Source organism: Mycobacterium sp. ZZG, assembly GCF_054786995.1.
This window is the reverse complement of record NZ_JBTBFV010000009.1, coordinates 123,883-139,535: the sequence shown is the minus strand read 5'-3', so window position 1 is coordinate 139,535 and position 15,653 is coordinate 123,883. Positions and strand designations below refer to the sequence as shown.

Genomic DNA, 15,653 nt, shown 5'->3' with positions numbered 1-15,653 from the left:
GCCCGGCAACCGACTCCGCATCCAACAGCTCACGCTGATCCTCAGAATGCCCCTGCATCCATTAATCATCTCGAGAACCCAGCCACAAACCCCGCCACCACGCCGGATTAATTCAGCAGACTCCTAGGGCTTCGACCAAGATCGTGGTCTCCGGCGGCTTCGGCGCCGGCAAGACGACGTTCGTGGGCGCGGTGTCAGAGATCGTGCCGCTGCGCACCGAGGCGCTGGTGACCGACATGTCCGAGGGGGTAGACGGGCTGGAGGCCACGCCGGACAAGACGACCACCACCGTCGCGATGGACTTCGGGCGCATCAGTCTGGATGAGGACCTGGTGCTGTACCTGTTCGGCACCCCGGGGCAGCGCCGGTTCTGGTTCATGTGGGATGACCTGATCCGCGGTGCGATCGGGGCGATCGTGTTGGTGGATCTTCGCCGGCTGGCCGACAGTTTCGCCGCCGTGGACTTCTTCGAGGCGCGCAAGCTCCCCTTCCTCGTCGCAGTCAACGAATTCGACGGCGCCCCAAAGCACTCCCTGTCGGCGGTGCGTACGGCGCTGGCGCTGCCCGATCACGTGCCGCTGATGACGGTGGACGCCCGAAGTCGAGAGTCGGCAAAAGCGGCCCTGATCACCGTCACCGAGTATGCGTTGACCCGCTTGGCGGCGACGGGTTGATGGACGCCCTCGAGGCAGACCGCGAGTTCGACGGGCAGGTTTTTCGCGACGAGGATCTCAGCAGGCTGCGCACCGAACGTGTGGTGTTCACCGAATGTGACTTCACCGGCGCCGATTTGTCCGATTCCGAACACACAGGGTCAGCGTTCCGCAATTGCACGTTCCGCCGGACCTCGCTGTGGCACAGCACGTTTCGGCATTGCAGTTTTCTCGGTTCGACCTTTACCGAGTGTCGGTTGCGGCCTCTGACTCTGGTCGAGGTGGACTTCACGCTCGCCGTGTTGGCCGGAGTGGATCTGCGCAAGACCGATCTGTCGGACTGCCGGCTGCGTGAAACCAGTCTGGTGGGGACCGATCTGCGGCAGGCGGTGTTGGCGAGGGCCGATCTCGGTGGTGCGCGGGTGCAGAACGCCCGATTCGACGATGCGGATCTGCGGGGCGCCCGCGTAGACCCCACCTTCTGGACCACCGCGAAACTGCGCGGCGCCAAGGTCGACATCGAGCAGGCGTTGGCCTTCGCCGCGGCCCACGGTCTTGATATCTCGGGCTGACCGTCACCGCTGCAGCACCGTTGTCTTCGGGTCGACTCGCTCAGAATGGTGGTGGGTCGTCGCCGTAGTCGGGTTCGTGCCATCGGGTGGACGGTTCCCTCGGGCCGGGACTTGGTGGCCGGTGGTCTGTGCGGTGGGGTGGGTTTTCTGATCTGCGTCGTCGGCGGTTGTGTGTGCGTTCGGCGGTGATGGTTCGGGTTCGGTTGTGGGCGCGGGTGTTTCGCCGTCGGGGCATCATGGCGCCGCGCTGCTTGCTGGGGGTGGGTTGGGGTGGGTCACCGGTCCACAGGGTGCCGGTGGGTTGGCAGAGCATGGGGTAGAGCAGCCGGCTGCCGGGGTGGGTGGTGTAGGTGTGGCCGGTGGGTGCGGTCCAGGTGATGGTGCCGTCGGGCAGTGATCTAAGGCACAGGTTTCGATGCGACCGCCTGCCGTCGGGTTTGTACTGGTCACGCCGCTGCGCCACAGTTCCGCGTGGACATAAACTTTTGCACCGTGACATCATGGTGTCATGCCCGAGATCGCCCAAGAGCCCACCTCACGCACCACCGGCTTGACAGTCCGCCTGCCCGCCGAGCTGGCCGACATGCTGAAGAACTACGCCTTCGTTACCGAGACCTCGGCGAACGAAGTGATCAAGCGCGCCCTCTTCGAGTACCTGAAGGTTCATGGCCGGGCCGAGATGATGGAAGCGGCGTTTAACCGCGTCGTCCGCCAGCACAGCGTCGCGCTGGAGAAGCTGGAGAACATGTGATCATCTACTTGGTCTCCGACGATGTAGCCCTGATCAACCGGCGCTTCGTCGGCCCACACCAGCTCCGTGACTTCGGCCTGCTGGATGCAGCCGTCACGCGACCGCAGATGAGCGCCTACGGCAGCGATGCGTTCCCCACCATCCATGAGAAGGCGGCGGCGCTCCTCATGGGCTGGCCCGCTCACACCCGTTCGTGAACGGCAACAAGCGAACGGCGTGGACGGCCACTGCGATGTTCTACATGCTGAACGGATACAACCTCAACGCCGAGGCTGGCGAGATTGTCGGGCTGTGCGTCGATGTCGCGGAGGGTCAGATTGGAGTCCCAGATATCGCCGCAGTCTTGAAGGCATGGGCAGAAGAGTTTCCCGCTACTGACGAGTGGACTGACCTCTAACGTACCGGTGGTCGAACCACCACTTTTCTATTGCGCTTGTTAAGCAACGCTTTTGGCTCCTCTCAGAGCGCCTCGGCCTCGGCCTCTAGGTGCTCGGCCTGGGCGATGAGAACGGCGTAGCGCGCGGCCTCGGGGCTGTCGAAGGTGCCCAGGCATCGCTTGGGCCGCACCGGGTGTGTGGCTTCCCACCGGCCCTTCTTGCCGCGCGACTCCTTGACGTTGGGATAGGGGCCCCGGCGCGGTGGCGGTGAAGGTGGGACATCGTGTCCCACCTCCGGTGAGACCAGATCCACCGGCACCGAGGTGATCTCGATGGGGCACCGTGCGCACCCGTTGGCGCAGTTGCTCACAGCTCGGCCTCGGCCAGCCAGGCGGCGGGGTCGTCGAGGAAGTCGACCGTGCCGTCAGGGTGCACGATGGCGCGCGTCCACCACCGGCACTCGATGCCGTGCCGCGCGGTCTCAGGAATCGCCGAGGCGGGCAGGGAGACCGGGGCGCCGGCGCGGAAGGCGGCCACCCTCGCCGGGTGCGCGGTGTAGGCCGTGCCGGTAGTGGTGTTGACCACGGTGCCGCCGGTGGCCATCGCCCGGCGTTCACGCTCGGCGAGGTCGGCGTAAAGCCCGGCGCGGGGCACTCGGTGGGCCGCCCGTGCCATCAGGCACGCCGGCGGGTCGCCATGTTCTGCCAACGGGTCTGCGCGGCGCGAACATGCCTCGGGCTCTTGGCCGCACCGAGCCCGAGGCTCACCCGTGCCACCAGATCTACGGCGGCTTTCTCGGTGAGCCGGATCTCGGCTGCGAGCGCCACCACGGTGCGGTGCCGGGGCTCGGGCTTGCGGGTCAGCTCGGTGTCGTAGAGGCGGTGCAGCTCCTCGGCGCGGTCGGCGGCGGCCTAGGCGATGACATGGCGCTCGGCCTCGTCCCATTCCAGCTCTCGGCCCACCTCGGTGCTGGCTGCTTTCTGCGCGGCGTCGAGGTCGGCACGCAGCCGGGCCTCGGCGGTCGGGGCGGCTTTCTTCAGCGTCATGCCGTCCCCACTCCAGTTACCAAGCGCGCACGTTCACGTGGAGGCAACGAGCCCCCTTCGCGCGCATCTTGACATGAGGCAACTTGCTGACACGACAGCACACGATCTTGCGCCACCCTGGTGGAGTGGTTGGCCTCTTCGCCGACCGGGGCGGACGGTCCGGCAGGGGCCCGCGAATCACCGCTCGATGGCGCGGGTGACCAGATCGGCGATCACCCGGCAGTAGCCGGGATCGACAAGCCTGTCGCTGTAGAGGGCGTAGGTGTGCAGCGGCGACGTCAGCAACTGGAGCACGATGGTCGGTCTGACGTCGTCGCGGAGCTCACCGCGTTCGGTGGCCCGCCGGAAGATGATCTCGATCGCCTCGACCCGCAGGTGCCAGAACCGCGCTCGGGTGTCGTAATCGGCGGCCTGAGTTTTTGTGTCGACCACCATCATGCGGGCGATCCGTCGTCCCACGGGCTCATTGACATAGGCGGCGAAGGACAGAGTCAGCTCGGTGAGGTCGCCGCGTAGCGATCCGGTGTCGGGCACCGCGATGATGGTTTCGCTGTAGGAGAGCAGCGCTTCGAGGACGAGTTGGCGTTCGCTGTCCCAGGTCTGATGCAGATAGCGGGTGCTCAGCCCCGACCGGTGCGCCACACCTTCCATGCTGAACCGATCCGCGCCCCACTGCTGAAGTTCAGCTAATGCGGCGTGGATTGCAGCATCACGCTGCGACGCATCGGCGTCGGACACCTGATTCCCCCCGGTATGGCCTGCGTGTCGAGCCTACGAGAACCGCGGCGATCTACCGTCGTTTCGGGAATTTTCGTTGCGCAGGGACAGAACCGACGCGCTACAGGAAACTTCTGCGGGTCTGTGTCAGATCTAGGCGGACTTCAACCTGATTCGCCAGCGCACAAAAGCGAGGTAGGCCACGCTGATCACGATCAGCATGCCCATGTCGAACAGCCATGCGCCGGAACTGTGTTCCCAGTGGCGGTCCTGCGGGGTCAGCGGTCCCGGCACCAACCGGATGAGGTCGATCGTCGACGCCGACGCGGCGAAACCCCATCGCGCGGGGGTGAACCACGACATCTGGTCCAGCACGATCCGGTCGGTCACCGGAATCATGCCGCCGGAGAACACCAGCTGGGACATGATCGCGACCACCAGCAGCGGCATGATCTGCTCGGCGGACTTGGCCAGTGCCGACAACGCCAGACCGACCATCGCGGCGGCCACACAGGTCACTGCGATGTCGGTGAACAGTTCCAGACTTCGGTTGCCGAGCAGTGCGCCGCTTTCCACCGCACCCGCACCCCAGCCCTTGCCTGCGATCGCGATCGCCGTGACGATCGCGGCCTGCACGACGGCGAACGCGGTGAACACCACCACCTTGGCAAGCAGATAGGCCGAGGTCGACAGGCCGACGGCCTGCTCACGCCGGAAGATCGCCCGCTCTCCGATCAATGCCCGGATGGTCAGCGCGGTCCCCATGAAGATCGCGCCGACGTTGAGCATGACCAGGATCTGCCCGGGCTCGTTGGGCGCCTCACCGCCCTCCATGGCGGTCTTCGGCACGCCGAACCCGACGTCGCCGGGTACCGACAGTGACAGCACGCCCATGATGAACGGCAGGAGCATCAGGAAGGCGAAGTAGCCGCGGTCGGAGATCACCAACCGGATCTGGCGCCGCGCGATCGTGGACAGCTGACGGCGCAGGCTGGTACGGGTCGGGTTGCCCAGCTCCGACGGCGTCAACGCCGGCGGCTGCGGGGGCGGGGGCCCGTTCTGGGCGAGATAGCGCTGCGCGGCGGCATCGGGATCGCCGGCGACGGAGCTGAAGATGTCGGCCCAGTTCGTCGTGCCCATCGACGGGCCGATCTGGCTCGGCGGTCCGTAGAACGCGGTCTTGCCGCCGGGGGCCAGCAGCAGCACCTGATCGCACACGTCCAGATAGGTCAGCGAGTGGGTGACGACCAGCACGACGCGGCCGGCGTCGGCGAGCTGGCGCAACATGGTCATGACCTGGCGGTCCAGTGCGGGGTCCAGGCCGGAGGTGGGCTCGTCGAGGATCAGCAGGGACGGACCGGTCAGCAGTTCCAGCGCCACCGACGCGCGCTTGCGCTGGCCGCCGGAAAGCTTGTCGACGCGGGTGTCGAGGTGCTTGGTCATTTCGAGCTCTTCGAGCACCTCGTTGACGACCTGCTCGCGGTCGGCCTTCGTGGTGTCGGGCGGCAGCCGCAGCTCGGCGGCGTACATCAGCGCCTGCCTGACGGTGAGCTGCCCGTGCACGACGTCGTCTTGGGGGACCATGCCGATCCGGGAGCGCAGCGAGGCGTATTCGGCGTGCACGTCGTGCCCTTCGAACGACACCTGGCCTGTGGTCGGGTGAGTGTACCCGGCCACCAGGCGCGCGAAGGTCGACTTGCCGGCGCCGGACGGGCCGATCACCGCGGTCAGTGTGCCCGGACGGGCCGACACCGAGATGTTGTCGAGCAGGGTCTTGTTGTTCTCGATGGTCCACGTGACGCCGTGGACGTCGAGGCCACCGGTGGCGGTCGCGGCGGCGGTTTCGGTGCGGCGGACCAGCGTCCCGCCGCGGAACACCAGGTCGACGTTGCCGATGGTGACGGTGTCGCCTTCGGTGAGCATCGCGCTGTCGACGCGCGAGCCGTTGACGAACGTGCCGTTGATGCTGCGGTTGTCGCGGATCTCGGCTCCGCCGGGCGTCGGCACCAGGGTTGCGTGGTGACGCGAGGCCAGCACGTCGGGGATGACGATGTCGTTGTCGGACGAGCGGCCGATCTTGATCGAGCCGGGCGGCGCCTCCGCGGGCCGGCCGGGCCGCAGGATCTTGAGCATGCTGGTGGCGAGGTTGCCGTCGCCGCCGGACCGGGGCGCCGCAGCCGGCCCCATCACGGTCACCGACTCCATCGCCGGAGACGAGATCGGCTGCGGGGCGGGTCGGGACTGCTGAGGCTGCGGGTGCGACGGCGGCCCGGGTGGCCGGGTCGGGTACGGCCGCTGCACCGGCGGACGCGCGGTAGGAGGCGGAGGTTGCGACGGCCACGTCGTGCTGGGCCTGCCGGTCACCGGGACCGCGACCGTCGGGGGTGGCGAGCCGGCCGAGCCCTGGTGGCGGCCGACCTCGAAGACCAGCAGCGGACCGTCGGGATTGCCGATATGGAGCTGTGCGCCGTCGGTGATCTCGGCCGCGGGAACCCGCCTGCCGTTGACGTACATGCCGTTGAGGCTGCCGTTGTCGATCGCCACCCAGCGGCCCTGGTCGAATCGCAGCACCAGATGGGCCCGCGAGATCAAGGGGTGGGCGATCCGGATGTCGGCCCGCAGGTCCCGGCCGACGACGACGTCGTTGCCGGCCGCGAAGGAGCGTGTGGATCCGTCATACCGAACGGTCAGCGCAGGGGTTGCTGGTCGGCTCACGGAGCCGCTCCGGCGGCGACATTGGACATCGCGCGCAACTCTATCGGGTGGCGGTCATGCCGGTACGTGCCACCTGACGGTGTCGATGATCTGTTGCCGCGCTGTTACCTGCTTGTTCTCTACGGCCAGTGGTGCAAGCCGCCGTGCTGGGCATCCCTCCGGTCCCCGCGCCGTGGCGATCATCGCGACACGCCCGTGATCCGGCGACCTACGCCCTCCGGCATGCATGCACTCAGTGAAGGTACGAAATGCGCTGTGAGAGAGGCGGATAGCGTCACTGTTCCGAGATCGGGAGGGGTCGAAGACGCAAGGTGTGCGCAGCCCCCGTGGCGGCTCGACGAATTCTAGGGATTTCTCTCTATTTTAGGGTGGAGCAATGCCGCGGCCCGCCCGATACACCGTCGACGCCCTTCTCGACGCCGCCGCGCAGCTTCTGGCCCAGGACGGTGTCTCCGCGGTGACGATGTCGGCGGTCGCGCGCAGCGCCGGCGCGCCGAGCGGGTCGGTCTACCACCGCTTCCCGTCGCGCGCGGCGCTGTGCGGCGAATTGTGGGTGCGCACCGAGGAACGGTTCCAGGAGGAGCTGATCGAGGCGTTGTCGGTCGACGGCGATGCCCAGCAGCGCTGCGTGAACGGTGCGCTGCGGATCGTGCAGTGGTGCCGCGAGCATCCCGTCGAGGCCCAGGTTCTGCTCGCCGGGCCCAACGAGCTCGGGCTGGGGGAGTGGCCCGACCCGGTGACGGGCCGTCGGAAACGCTTGCAGCGCAAGCTGCGTAAGGTGCTCTCCGAGCTGCCCGACGACCTCGCGCGCGTCAACGCCGCGATCATGGACGTGCCGGCCGCGATCGTGCGGCGTCACCTGCGGGCGCGTCAGAGCATCCCGGCGAGCGCCGATGCGATCGTCGAGGACTGCGCCCGCGCGCTCATCGCCCCGAGCTGACCGGCTTCTGCGTTCCTGGGGAGCCGGTGCGCACGCAGTAGGTGTGGCTGTAGATCGTCGGCATGCACAGGTTGCAGTGGTCGCAGATCGACGTCACGCTGCTGTCGGCGTGAATCCGGTTGAGCAGATCAGGTTCAGCGAGCAGGGCACGCCCCATCGCGACGAAGTCGAAGCCCTCGGCCATCGCGCGGTCCATCGTCTCGCGGTTGGTGATCCCGCCCAGCAGGATCAGCGGCATCGTCAACTCGTCGCGGAATTTCTTGGCGTCCCGCATCAGGTAGGCCTCGTGGTACGGGTACTCGCGCATGAACTTCTTGCCGGTCATCCGGATGCCCCACGACAGCGGGAGTTTGAAGGCCCGGGAGAACTCCTTGACCGGGGCGCCGCCGCGGAACAGGAACATCGGATTGAGCAGCGAGCTGCCCGCGGTCAGCTCGAGCGCGTCGAGGCCGCCGTCCTCTTCGAGCCACTTCGCGGTCTGCAGAGATTCCTCCAGCGGAATGCCGCCCCGCACACCGTCGGACATGTTCAGTTTCGCGGTGACCGCGATCTGATCACCGACGGCGCGTTTGACGGCCAGCACCACGCCGCGGGCCACCTTGGCGCGGTTCTCCAGCGACCCTCCGAATTCGTCGGTGCGCCGGTTGATCAGCGGGGACAGGAACGAGCTGGCCAGGTAGTTGTGACCCAGGTGGATCTCGACCGCGTCGAACCCGGAGTCGATGGCCAGCCGGGCCGCGTTGGCGTGCGCCTCGGTCACCTCGGCGATGTCCTCACGGGTGGCCTTCTTGGCGAACCGCATCGAGAGCGGATTGAAGAACCGCGCCGGCGCCAGGGCCTGGGCCTTGTTGGTGCGCGAGTTGGCCACCGGTCCGGCGTGGCCGATCTGCGCGCTGATCGCGGCGCCCTCGGCATGAACCGCGTCGGTCAGCCTGCGCAGACCCGGCACCGCCTCGGGCCGCATCCACAGCTGCCACCCGTCGGTCCGCCCGCCCGGTGCGACGGCGCAGTACGCGACCGTGGTCATACCGACCCCACCGGCGGCGGGAAGCCGGTGGTAGGTGATCAAATCCTCGGTGACCAGCGCATCCGGAGTCGAGGCCTCGAACGTCGCGGCCTTGATGATGCGGTTGCGCAGGGTCAGCGGCCCCAGCTTGGCCGGACTGAACACATCGGGTGCGACTGTCATGTCGTCGAGCATGCCACGCCCTTGGGGCGGAACAACACTGCCTGTCAGAATGATGCGCGTGGGTGCAATCACTTTGGACGGCAAGGCCACGCGCGACGAGATCTTTGTCGACCTGAGAGAGCGCGTCGCGGCGTTGACCGCTGCCGGCAGGACGCCGGGCCTCGGGACGGTGCTGGTCGGGGACGACCCCGGGTCGCAGGCCTATGTGCGCGGTAAGCACTCGGACTGCGCCAAGGTGGGCATCAACTCGATCCGGCGCGATCTGCCCGCCGACATCTCGCAGGAGACCCTGCTCGAGACCGTCGACGAGCTCAACGCGAACCCCGACTGCACCGGTTACATCGTGCAACTGCCGCTGCCCAAGCACCTGAACGAGAACGCCGCGCTGGAACGCATCGATCCCGGTAAGGACGCCGACGGCCTGCACCCGACGAACTTGGGCCGGCTGGTGCTCAACGAGCCGGCGGCGCTGCCGTGCACCCCGCGGGGCATCGTGCACCTGTTGCGCCGCTACCAGGTGGAGATCGCCGGCGCCCACGTCGCCGTGATCGGCCGTGGCGTCACAGTCGGCCGCCCGCTGGGTCTGCTGCTCACCCGGCGCTCGGAGAACGCGACGGTCACGCTGTGTCACACCGCAACGCGTCACCTGCCCCAGATCACCCGCGAAGCCGACATCATCATCGCCGCGGCCGGGGTGCCGCACATGGTCACCGCCGAGATGGTCCGGCCCGGCGCCGCCGTCGTCGACGTCGGGGTCAGCCGTGACGAAGCCGGAAAGCTCGTCGGCGACGTACATCCGGACGTGTGGGAAGTGGCCGGGCACGTTTCGCCGAATCCCGGCGGTGTCGGTCCGCTGACGCGGGCCTTCCTGCTGACCAACGTCGTCGAGCGCGCCGAGGCACTCGCCGCCTCGTGACCGTCAGGGAGTTCGCGCGCAAGGTGTTCGCCGGGCAGTGGCCCATTTTGGTGGTGGCGCTGTTGCTGACCGCGGCGTTCGTCCTGGTGGCCGCGGGCTTCTGGCGGCGTGGCGCGCTGGTCATGGCCGTCGGGGTCGCCGTCGCGTCCGGGCTGCGGTTGGCCCTGCCCGACGACCGCGCCGGACTGCTGGCGGTGCGCAGCCGCACGGTGGACTTTGTGACCACCGCCTCGGTCAGCGCTGCGATGCTCTACATCGCGTGGACGATCGATCCGCTCGGCACCAGCTGAGCCGGTGTATCAGGTCGGGCGCCGGAGAATGAATTGCCAGGCCCACGGTATGTACTGCATCGGCCGTTCGAGCGCCCTGGCGATCCATCGGACCTTCTGGGGAATGACCTCGGGCGGATAGTTGAAGTTTCGGACGTGCGCGACGTCGAAACCCGCGCGGCCGGCGGACTGCCTGATGTGTTTCATCGTCACGACGTAGAAGTCATGGTTCCAGTGCACCGGCGAGAGCTTCCAGTAGCGGTGCTGCAGGGTGGTGGGCAGCCAACCCATCAGCGGCAGCCGGCTGTGCGACTCGATCAGGAAGTGCGGGTTCGGGATCTGTCCCACCACGACGCCGCCGGGCTTGAGCACCCGGAAGATTTCCCGCAGGCTCGGGTCGCGTTCGTCCGGGGGGATGTGTTCGAAGACGTTGGCGAAGAGCGCGACATCGAAAGTCGCATCGGGGAATTCGAGCCGGCTCGCCCGCGCGGGGTGCAACACGCAGCCATGGGGCGTGACGAGTTCACCGGGCAGCGTCGGGTCGATGCCGGTCCATTTCGGCACGCGGGTCAACTGCCCCATCTGGTCGGTCAATGCTCCCCGCTGGCAACCGATCTCGATGCCGTAGGCCGCGCCGAGCGCACTGAACTCATCGACCAGGCCGGCCAGGCTCTGGCTGAGAACGGCACCGCGTGTGACCCACTCGTCCTCGGTCTGCAGAACCTGGGACCTGACGAATCGGCGCAGACGCCCCAGGTTCGCCGGAACCTTGGTTTCGTCCTCGCCGGCCATCAACTCCAGTGGCCGCTCAGCCTGCTCCCTGCTCTTCAACATTCATTCCCCCGGCTCTGAGTGCGACAATCCTGACGGTTTTTCGTGGTCACGCGGGCTGCATCCGCTGCAGGATCGAAGCCGGCCTGCCCGGAGAGCTCACGCAGGATTCCCGATGTGTTCGCCGGCGTGGACCCGCCGGCGAACCGACTGCACCATGTGGCCGCTCAGTCCCGACTGATGTCCGCGCAAGACCGTGCGCAGCACCCGGATGCCGTCGCTGATCGAATGAAGGTTGGATTTGCCTGCCCGCCGCGGCAGTTCGAGGCTGGGCACCTCGGCGACCCGTAGGCCGGCCCGCATGGCGTGCACGACCATCTCTGCCTCGATCTCGAAGCCGGTCGCGGACAGGGCGAGCGCATCGAGGTAGCGGCGGTGGAACGCGCAGAACCCGTAGCACAGGTCGGTGAGCTCGGCCCGGTACAGCGTGTTGAAGACGCCGAGCAGGAACCGGTTGCCGAGCCGCCGGAATCTGGTGATGTCGAGAGACCCGCCGCCCGGGATGAAGCGCGACCCCTTCACGAAGTCGTAACCGTTGGCGAGGAAGTGCAGGTAGTGCTTGATCTCGTCGGGGGTCATGCTGCCGTCCGCGTCCATCATCACGATGACGTCGCCGGACGCGGCGAGGAAACCGGTCCTCAGCGCGCTGCCCTTGCCGACACCGTCCTGCGGGACCACCATGATGTCCGGCCGGCAACGCTGGGCGGTGACCAGCGTGGCATCCGTGGACTTGCCGTCGACGAGGATGACCTCATCGACGTCGTCGGCGATCTGTTGCAGAACCCACCCGATGTTGCGCGCCTCATTCTTCACGGGGATCACCAGGCTGACGCTCAATGCCTGGGGAATCGCGCGTTCCTTCTTGCTGCGTGCGTCCAGGCGGACCAGTGGGTCGGTCGCCACTCGCGCCATCAACGGCGCGGAATCCTGCACATACTCGTGGGAAATTCGTTGCTCAGTCATTCAAACCCCCCGGTATACCTACTGCATTTTCAGTGAATGACAGTTAATTAGCTGTTTGTGCGCCGTCGTGTCCCGCAGCACTAGACCGGGCTCACGCTAGCATCGCTATTTGCCGCTTGCAATACAGTTCAAAGGACTTTTGTTCGCCGGCAACCCAGGCTTTAACAGGCGCGTAGTCGCAGGAGTAAATATTCGCTGTAGTGCACTCAGCGATGTTGTGTGATTATGCAAGGAATATTGTTTCGAAGAAAACTTGTGATTCGCGCGTGACCTGCGGGTCTGCAAATTCGAATAGCAGTCGTAACGCCCGAATTCGGGGCCGTCCACCGTGTCGGACGGTGGTGTCCGCCAGCGTGTGCCGCGACGTCCCTGCCAGGTAACTGTGAAGGTGGTGTCCGTGCTGATGACGTGCCGACAGAATTCGCGCGCAATCCCTGCCGGCGGTCAGGTGTGGGACCTCACGGCGCGGTGGTGGATCGCCCCTTTTCGGCTTACGGGCTCAGGGCGGCTCAGGCGAGGGTCGCGCGGATACACACCGTGATGTACGGCAGCGCCAGCCCTGAGCTGTTCGCCAGCGCCGGGTGGGTTGCCAGCAGCTCCCGCACCCGGTCCAGGGTCCGGGCTCGCACCTTCTCCGGCGAGGTGATGCAGTAACTGCGCGAGGCCACCAGGTCGACCAGGGCCTGCGGAGTCAGATAACTCGTCCACTCCACCTCGTGGCGCTCTACATCTCTGAAGGCGGCGGGAAGGTCGACCGTCTGAGCGAAGGGATCGACCTCGTGGCCGATGATGTCGCCGAGATCCTTGACCCAGCCCAACCGCTCGTCACGGTTGTTCCACACCAGTCCGAGGCGCCCGCCCGGCCGCAGTACCCGGGCCACTTCCTTGACGGCGCGTTCCGGGTCGAACCAGTGCCATGCCTGCGCGACCAGCACTGCGTCGACGCTGTCGTCGGGCAGGGGGATCTCTTCGGCGGTGCCGAGCAGGGCAGGGGTGTCGGGCAACGACGTGCTCAGCAGCTCCAGCATCTCCGGGATGGGATCCACAGCCACGACGTCCAAGCCGCGCTCGACCAGTCGGGTGGTCAACTTGCCCGTGCCGGCGCCGAGATCCAGGACTTCCAGACGGTTTGAGCCGCCGTCGGGCAGCAACCAGTCGATGGCCTCCGGCGGGTACGACGGCCGCCCCCGTTCGTAGGCGGCCGCCTCCGCACCGAAGGACAGTGAGCGGCGGTCGGGGGAGCCGTTCACCGTGACGCCAGCTCCAGGGTGCGCCGGATCAGCTTGCCCACCGCGTCGGTCTCCACCAGGAAGCCGTCGTGGCCGAATTCGGAGTCCACGACGTCGAGTCCGTCGCAACCGGGAAGTAGCTCGGCCAGCTCGGTCTGCAGGCGCAGTGGGTAGAGCCTGTCGGTGGTGATCCCGCCCACCACCGCGGGCACCGGGCACCCTTGCAGTGCCGCGGCCACCCCGCCGCGGCCGCGCCCCACGTCATGGCTGGACAACGCGTCGGTCAGCGCAACATAGGTGCCGGCGTCGAAGCGGGCCAACAACTTTCGGCCCTGGTACTCCAGATAGCTCTGCACCGCGTACCGACCGCCGGTGGCGGGATCCTCACCGAGCTGCGGGTCGTTGCCGAACCGTTCGTCGAGCTCGGCCTCGCCGCGGTAGGTCAGGTGGGCGAAGCGCCGCGCGATCTCCAGCCCGGACCCGGGGAAGCGCCCCGTGCCGTGATAGTCGCCGCCGCACCAGTTCGGATCGGCTTTGATCGCCGCCACTTGAGTGCTCTGCGTCCCGATCTGATCGGCGGTGGCGCGGGCGCCGACAGCCAGGATCAGTGCCGAACGCACGCTGTGCGGGTGGGCGATGATCCACTCCAAAGCCCTTGCCCCGCCCATGGATCCGCCGATGACCGCGGCGACATCGGTGATCCCGAGCCGTTCCAGGGCGGCCACGTCGGCAGCCACCTGGTCGCGTACCGAGATCGTCGGGAACCGGGATCCCCAGGGTTTGCCGTCCGGGGCGAGTGAGCTCGGGCCGGTCGAGCCGCGGCAGCCACCCAGCACATTGGTCGAGATCGCGCACCACCGGTCGGTGTCGATCGGGGCGCCCGGTCCTGCGACGCCGTCCCACCAGCCCGGGGTCGGGTGGTCGGGTCCGGCGGGGCCGGTGATGTGCGAATCACCGGTCAGTGCGTGCAGTACGACGACGACGTTGTCCCGATTTGGTGAGAGCTCACCCCACCGTTGCACCGCGATGGAGACGTCGTCGACGACCTCGCCGTTCTCCAGGGTCAGCGAACCGATGTCGACGACGCCGATCTCCCCTTCGGGCGGCAACGCCACGCGATCGGTGAGGATGTCCACGATTGTCATCAGAACGACGCCACGGTCTTCGGATCGGCACCGGCTGCGCTGAACGGTTTGGCCGCGGCGAAGCCCTGCTCCAGGTCGGCCAGGATGTCGTCGATGCCCTCGATGCCCACCGCTAGCCGTACCAGACCCGCAGTGACGCCGCTGGCGAGCTGCTCGTCGGAGGACAGCTGCTGATGCGTGGTCGAAGCGGGATGGATCACCAGCGACCGCACGTCGCCGATGTTGGCGACATGGCTGTGCAGGGTGAGCGCGTTGACGAACGCCTTGCCGGCTTCGACGCCGCCGGCCAGTTCGAACGCGAGGACGGCGCCGGTTCCCTTGGGCGCCAGCTTCTTTCCGAGGTCATGCCACGGCGAGGACGGCAGGCCCGCGTAGTTGACCGAGACGACGTCGGGGTGCGCCTCGAGGAACTCGGCCACCCGTTGCGCGTTGGCCACATGACGTTCCATCCGCAGGCTGAGCGTCTCGAGGCCCTGCGCGATCAGGAACGCGTTGAAAGGTGCGGCGGCGCTTCCCAGATCGCGGAGCAACTGCACCCTCGCCTTGAGTGCGTAGGCCGGCGGGCCGAGTTCGGCGAAAACCACGCCGTGGTAGCTCGGGTCGGGTTCGGTGAAGCCGGGGAAGCGGCCGTTGGTCCAGTCGAAGGTGCCGCCGTCGACGATCACGCCCGCGATCGCCGTGCCGTGCCCGCCGAGGTACTTCGTCGCCGAATGCACGACGATGTCGGCGCCGTGGCTCAGCGGTTGGATCAGGTACGGGGTGGCGATGGTGTTGTCGACGATCAGCGGAACCCCGACCTCATGCGCGACACCGGCGACCCCGGGTATGTCGAGGATGTCGATCTGCGGGTTGGAGATCGTCTCGCCGAAGAACGCCTTGGTGTTCGGGCGCGCGGCGGCTCGCCACGAGTCGAGGTCGTCGGGGTTCTCGACGAACGTGACCTCGATGCCCAGCTTGGGCAGCGTGTAGTGGAACAGGTTGTAGGTGCCGCCGTAGAGACGCGGGCTGGAGACGATGTGGTCGCCGTGGTTGGCGATGTTGAGGATCGCAAAGGTCTCCGCGGCCTGCCCGGAGGCCAAAAACAGCGCCGCGACCCCACCCTCAAGCGCGGCGATGCGCTGCTCGACGACGTCCTGCGTCGGGTTCATGATGCGGGTATAGATGTTGCCGGGCTCGGCGAGGCCGAACAGCGCGGCGGCGTGGTCGGTGCTGTCGAAGGTGTAGCTGGTGGTCTGGTAGATCGGCAGCGCCCTGGCGTTGGTTGCGCTGTCGGGGCTCTGACCTGCGTGCACCTGTTTGGTCTCGAACGACCAATGTGCGGTGATGTCGGACAACGTGAT

Annotated in this window: 20 protein-coding genes and 1 pseudogene; 8 read left to right on the top strand and 13 right to left on the bottom strand. The window is 67.2% G+C overall.

Annotated features, from left to right (window positions below; translation table 11 throughout):
• Positions 1–110: 110 nt before the first annotated feature.
• Together ACXMYJ_RS08415 and ACXMYJ_RS08410 are read left to right on the top strand one after the other, a co-directional pair.
• Positions 111–674, top strand: coding sequence for a GTP-binding protein (locus ACXMYJ_RS08415; RefSeq protein WP_460355349.1), 564 nt, complete (start codon positions 111–113; stop codon positions 672–674).
• Positions 674–1,225: a pentapeptide repeat-containing protein gene (locus tag ACXMYJ_RS08410; protein ID WP_260757516.1), complete on the top strand. Its 552-nt coding sequence runs from the start codon at positions 674–676 to the stop codon at positions 1,223–1,225. Before ACXMYJ_RS08415 ends, ACXMYJ_RS08410 begins: the two co-directional genes overlap by 1 nt.
• Positions 1,226–1,265: 40 nt before the next feature.
• Here ACXMYJ_RS08410 and ACXMYJ_RS08405 read toward each other — a convergent pair.
• A pseudogene (locus ACXMYJ_RS08405) lies at positions 1,266–1,625 on the bottom strand (HNH endonuclease signature motif containing protein); the annotation flags it as partial.
• 108 nt (positions 1,626–1,733) lie between these two features.
• Between ACXMYJ_RS08405 and ACXMYJ_RS08400 the strand changes: the two are divergent.
• The 3 genes from ACXMYJ_RS08400 to ACXMYJ_RS08390 are packed head-to-tail and all read left to right on the top strand — an operon-like array spanning position 1,734 to position 2,373.
• The gene (locus ACXMYJ_RS08400) at positions 1,734–1,976 is read left to right on the top strand and encodes a ribbon-helix-helix domain-containing protein (protein WP_260757517.1); all 243 of its coding nucleotides are present in this window, start codon (positions 1,734–1,736) and stop codon (positions 1,974–1,976) included.
• The gene (locus ACXMYJ_RS08395; protein ID WP_443187592.1) at positions 1,973–2,173 is read left to right on the top strand and encodes a hypothetical protein; all 201 of its coding nucleotides are present in this window, start codon (positions 1,973–1,975) and stop codon (positions 2,171–2,173) included. Before ACXMYJ_RS08400 ends, ACXMYJ_RS08395 begins: the two co-directional genes overlap by 4 nt.
• Positions 2,170–2,373 (top strand): hypothetical protein, encoded by a 204-nt coding sequence (locus ACXMYJ_RS08390; RefSeq protein WP_443187593.1) that lies wholly within the window; start codon positions 2,170–2,172, stop codon positions 2,371–2,373. The genes ACXMYJ_RS08395 and ACXMYJ_RS08390 overlap by 4 nt, the downstream gene beginning before the upstream one ends.
• A gap of 62 nt (positions 2,374–2,435) precedes the next feature.
• Here the strand turns inward: ACXMYJ_RS08390 and ACXMYJ_RS08385 are convergent, their stop codons facing one another.
• The 6 genes from ACXMYJ_RS08385 to ACXMYJ_RS08360 all read right to left on the bottom strand — a co-directional run bounded on the left by ACXMYJ_RS08385 (position 2,436) and on the right by ACXMYJ_RS08360 (position 6,831).
• Positions 2,436–2,723: a hypothetical protein gene (locus ACXMYJ_RS08385; RefSeq protein WP_443187594.1), complete on the bottom strand. Its 288-nt coding sequence runs from the start codon at positions 2,721–2,723 to the stop codon at positions 2,436–2,438.
• Positions 2,720–3,028, bottom strand: a complete 309-nt coding sequence (locus ACXMYJ_RS08380) for a hypothetical protein (protein ID WP_260757522.1) — start codon at positions 3,026–3,028, stop codon at positions 2,720–2,722. Before ACXMYJ_RS08380 ends, ACXMYJ_RS08385 begins: the two co-directional genes overlap by 4 nt.
• Positions 3,028–3,180 (bottom strand): hypothetical protein, encoded by a 153-nt coding sequence (locus ACXMYJ_RS08375; protein ID WP_460355328.1) that lies wholly within the window; start codon positions 3,178–3,180, stop codon positions 3,028–3,030. The genes ACXMYJ_RS08380 and ACXMYJ_RS08375 overlap by 1 nt, the downstream gene beginning before the upstream one ends.
• Positions 3,181–3,264: 84 nt before the next feature.
• Positions 3,265–3,399 (bottom strand): hypothetical protein, encoded by a 135-nt coding sequence (locus ACXMYJ_RS08370; protein WP_460355326.1) that lies wholly within the window; start codon positions 3,397–3,399, stop codon positions 3,265–3,267.
• Positions 3,400–3,576: 177 nt separating this feature from the next.
• On the bottom strand, positions 3,577–4,137 hold the full coding sequence (locus ACXMYJ_RS08365; RefSeq protein WP_443187596.1) for a TetR-like C-terminal domain-containing protein: 561 nt from the start codon (positions 4,135–4,137) through the stop codon (positions 3,577–3,579).
• Between the two features lie 132 nt (positions 4,138–4,269).
• On the bottom strand, positions 4,270–6,831 hold the full coding sequence (locus ACXMYJ_RS08360) for an FHA domain-containing protein (protein WP_460355322.1): 2,562 nt from the start codon (positions 6,829–6,831) through the stop codon (positions 4,270–4,272).
• Positions 6,832–7,207: 376 nt separating this feature from the next.
• Between ACXMYJ_RS08360 and ACXMYJ_RS08355 the strand changes: the two genes are divergently transcribed.
• On the top strand, positions 7,208–7,771 hold the full coding sequence (locus ACXMYJ_RS08355) for a TetR/AcrR family transcriptional regulator (RefSeq protein WP_443187597.1): 564 nt from the start codon (positions 7,208–7,210) through the stop codon (positions 7,769–7,771).
• On the opposite strand, the gene ACXMYJ_RS08350 is transcribed toward ACXMYJ_RS08355, so the two are convergent.
• A complete protein-coding gene (locus ACXMYJ_RS08350; protein WP_443187598.1) occupies positions 7,755–8,960 on the bottom strand; it encodes an NADH:flavin oxidoreductase in 1,206 nt (401 codons plus the stop codon). The genes ACXMYJ_RS08355 and ACXMYJ_RS08350 overlap by 17 nt on opposite strands.
• 58 nt (positions 8,961–9,018) lie before the next feature.
• On the opposite strand from ACXMYJ_RS08350, the gene ACXMYJ_RS08345 reads away from it, so the two are divergent.
• Together ACXMYJ_RS08345 and ACXMYJ_RS08340 are read left to right on the top strand one after the other, a co-directional pair.
• Positions 9,019–9,876: a bifunctional methylenetetrahydrofolate dehydrogenase/methenyltetrahydrofolate cyclohydrolase gene (locus ACXMYJ_RS08345; protein ID WP_443187599.1), complete on the top strand. Its 858-nt coding sequence runs from the start codon at positions 9,019–9,021 to the stop codon at positions 9,874–9,876.
• On the top strand, positions 9,873–10,166 hold the full coding sequence (locus tag ACXMYJ_RS08340) for a DUF3017 domain-containing protein (protein ID WP_443187600.1): 294 nt from the start codon (positions 9,873–9,875) through the stop codon (positions 10,164–10,166). Before ACXMYJ_RS08345 ends, ACXMYJ_RS08340 begins: the two co-directional genes overlap by 4 nt.
• A gap of 9 nt (positions 10,167–10,175) precedes the next feature.
• Here ACXMYJ_RS08340 and ACXMYJ_RS08335 read toward each other — a convergent pair whose 3' ends face one another.
• From ACXMYJ_RS08335 to ACXMYJ_RS08315, 5 genes are all read right to left on the bottom strand, one after another.
• Entirely contained in the window at positions 10,176–10,979 is an 804-nt protein-coding gene (locus tag ACXMYJ_RS08335; RefSeq protein ID WP_443187601.1) for a class I SAM-dependent methyltransferase, read from the bottom strand.
• A 96-nt stretch (positions 10,980–11,075) separates the two neighbouring features.
• Positions 11,076–11,939, bottom strand: a complete 864-nt coding sequence (locus ACXMYJ_RS08330; protein ID WP_443187602.1) for a glycosyltransferase family 2 protein — start codon at positions 11,937–11,939, stop codon at positions 11,076–11,078.
• Positions 11,940–12,448: 509 nt separating this feature from the next.
• Positions 12,449–13,189 (bottom strand): class I SAM-dependent methyltransferase, encoded by a 741-nt coding sequence (locus ACXMYJ_RS08325; RefSeq protein ID WP_443187603.1) that lies wholly within the window; start codon positions 13,187–13,189, stop codon positions 12,449–12,451.
• A complete protein-coding gene (metX, locus tag ACXMYJ_RS08320) occupies positions 13,186–14,313 on the bottom strand; it encodes a homoserine O-acetyltransferase MetX (RefSeq protein WP_443187604.1) in 1,128 nt (375 codons plus the stop codon). Before metX ends, ACXMYJ_RS08325 begins: the two co-directional genes overlap by 4 nt.
• Positions 14,313–15,653, bottom strand: a complete 1,341-nt coding sequence (locus ACXMYJ_RS08315; protein WP_460355346.1) for a bifunctional o-acetylhomoserine/o-acetylserine sulfhydrylase — start codon at positions 15,651–15,653, stop codon at positions 14,313–14,315. Before ACXMYJ_RS08315 ends, metX begins: the two co-directional genes overlap by 1 nt.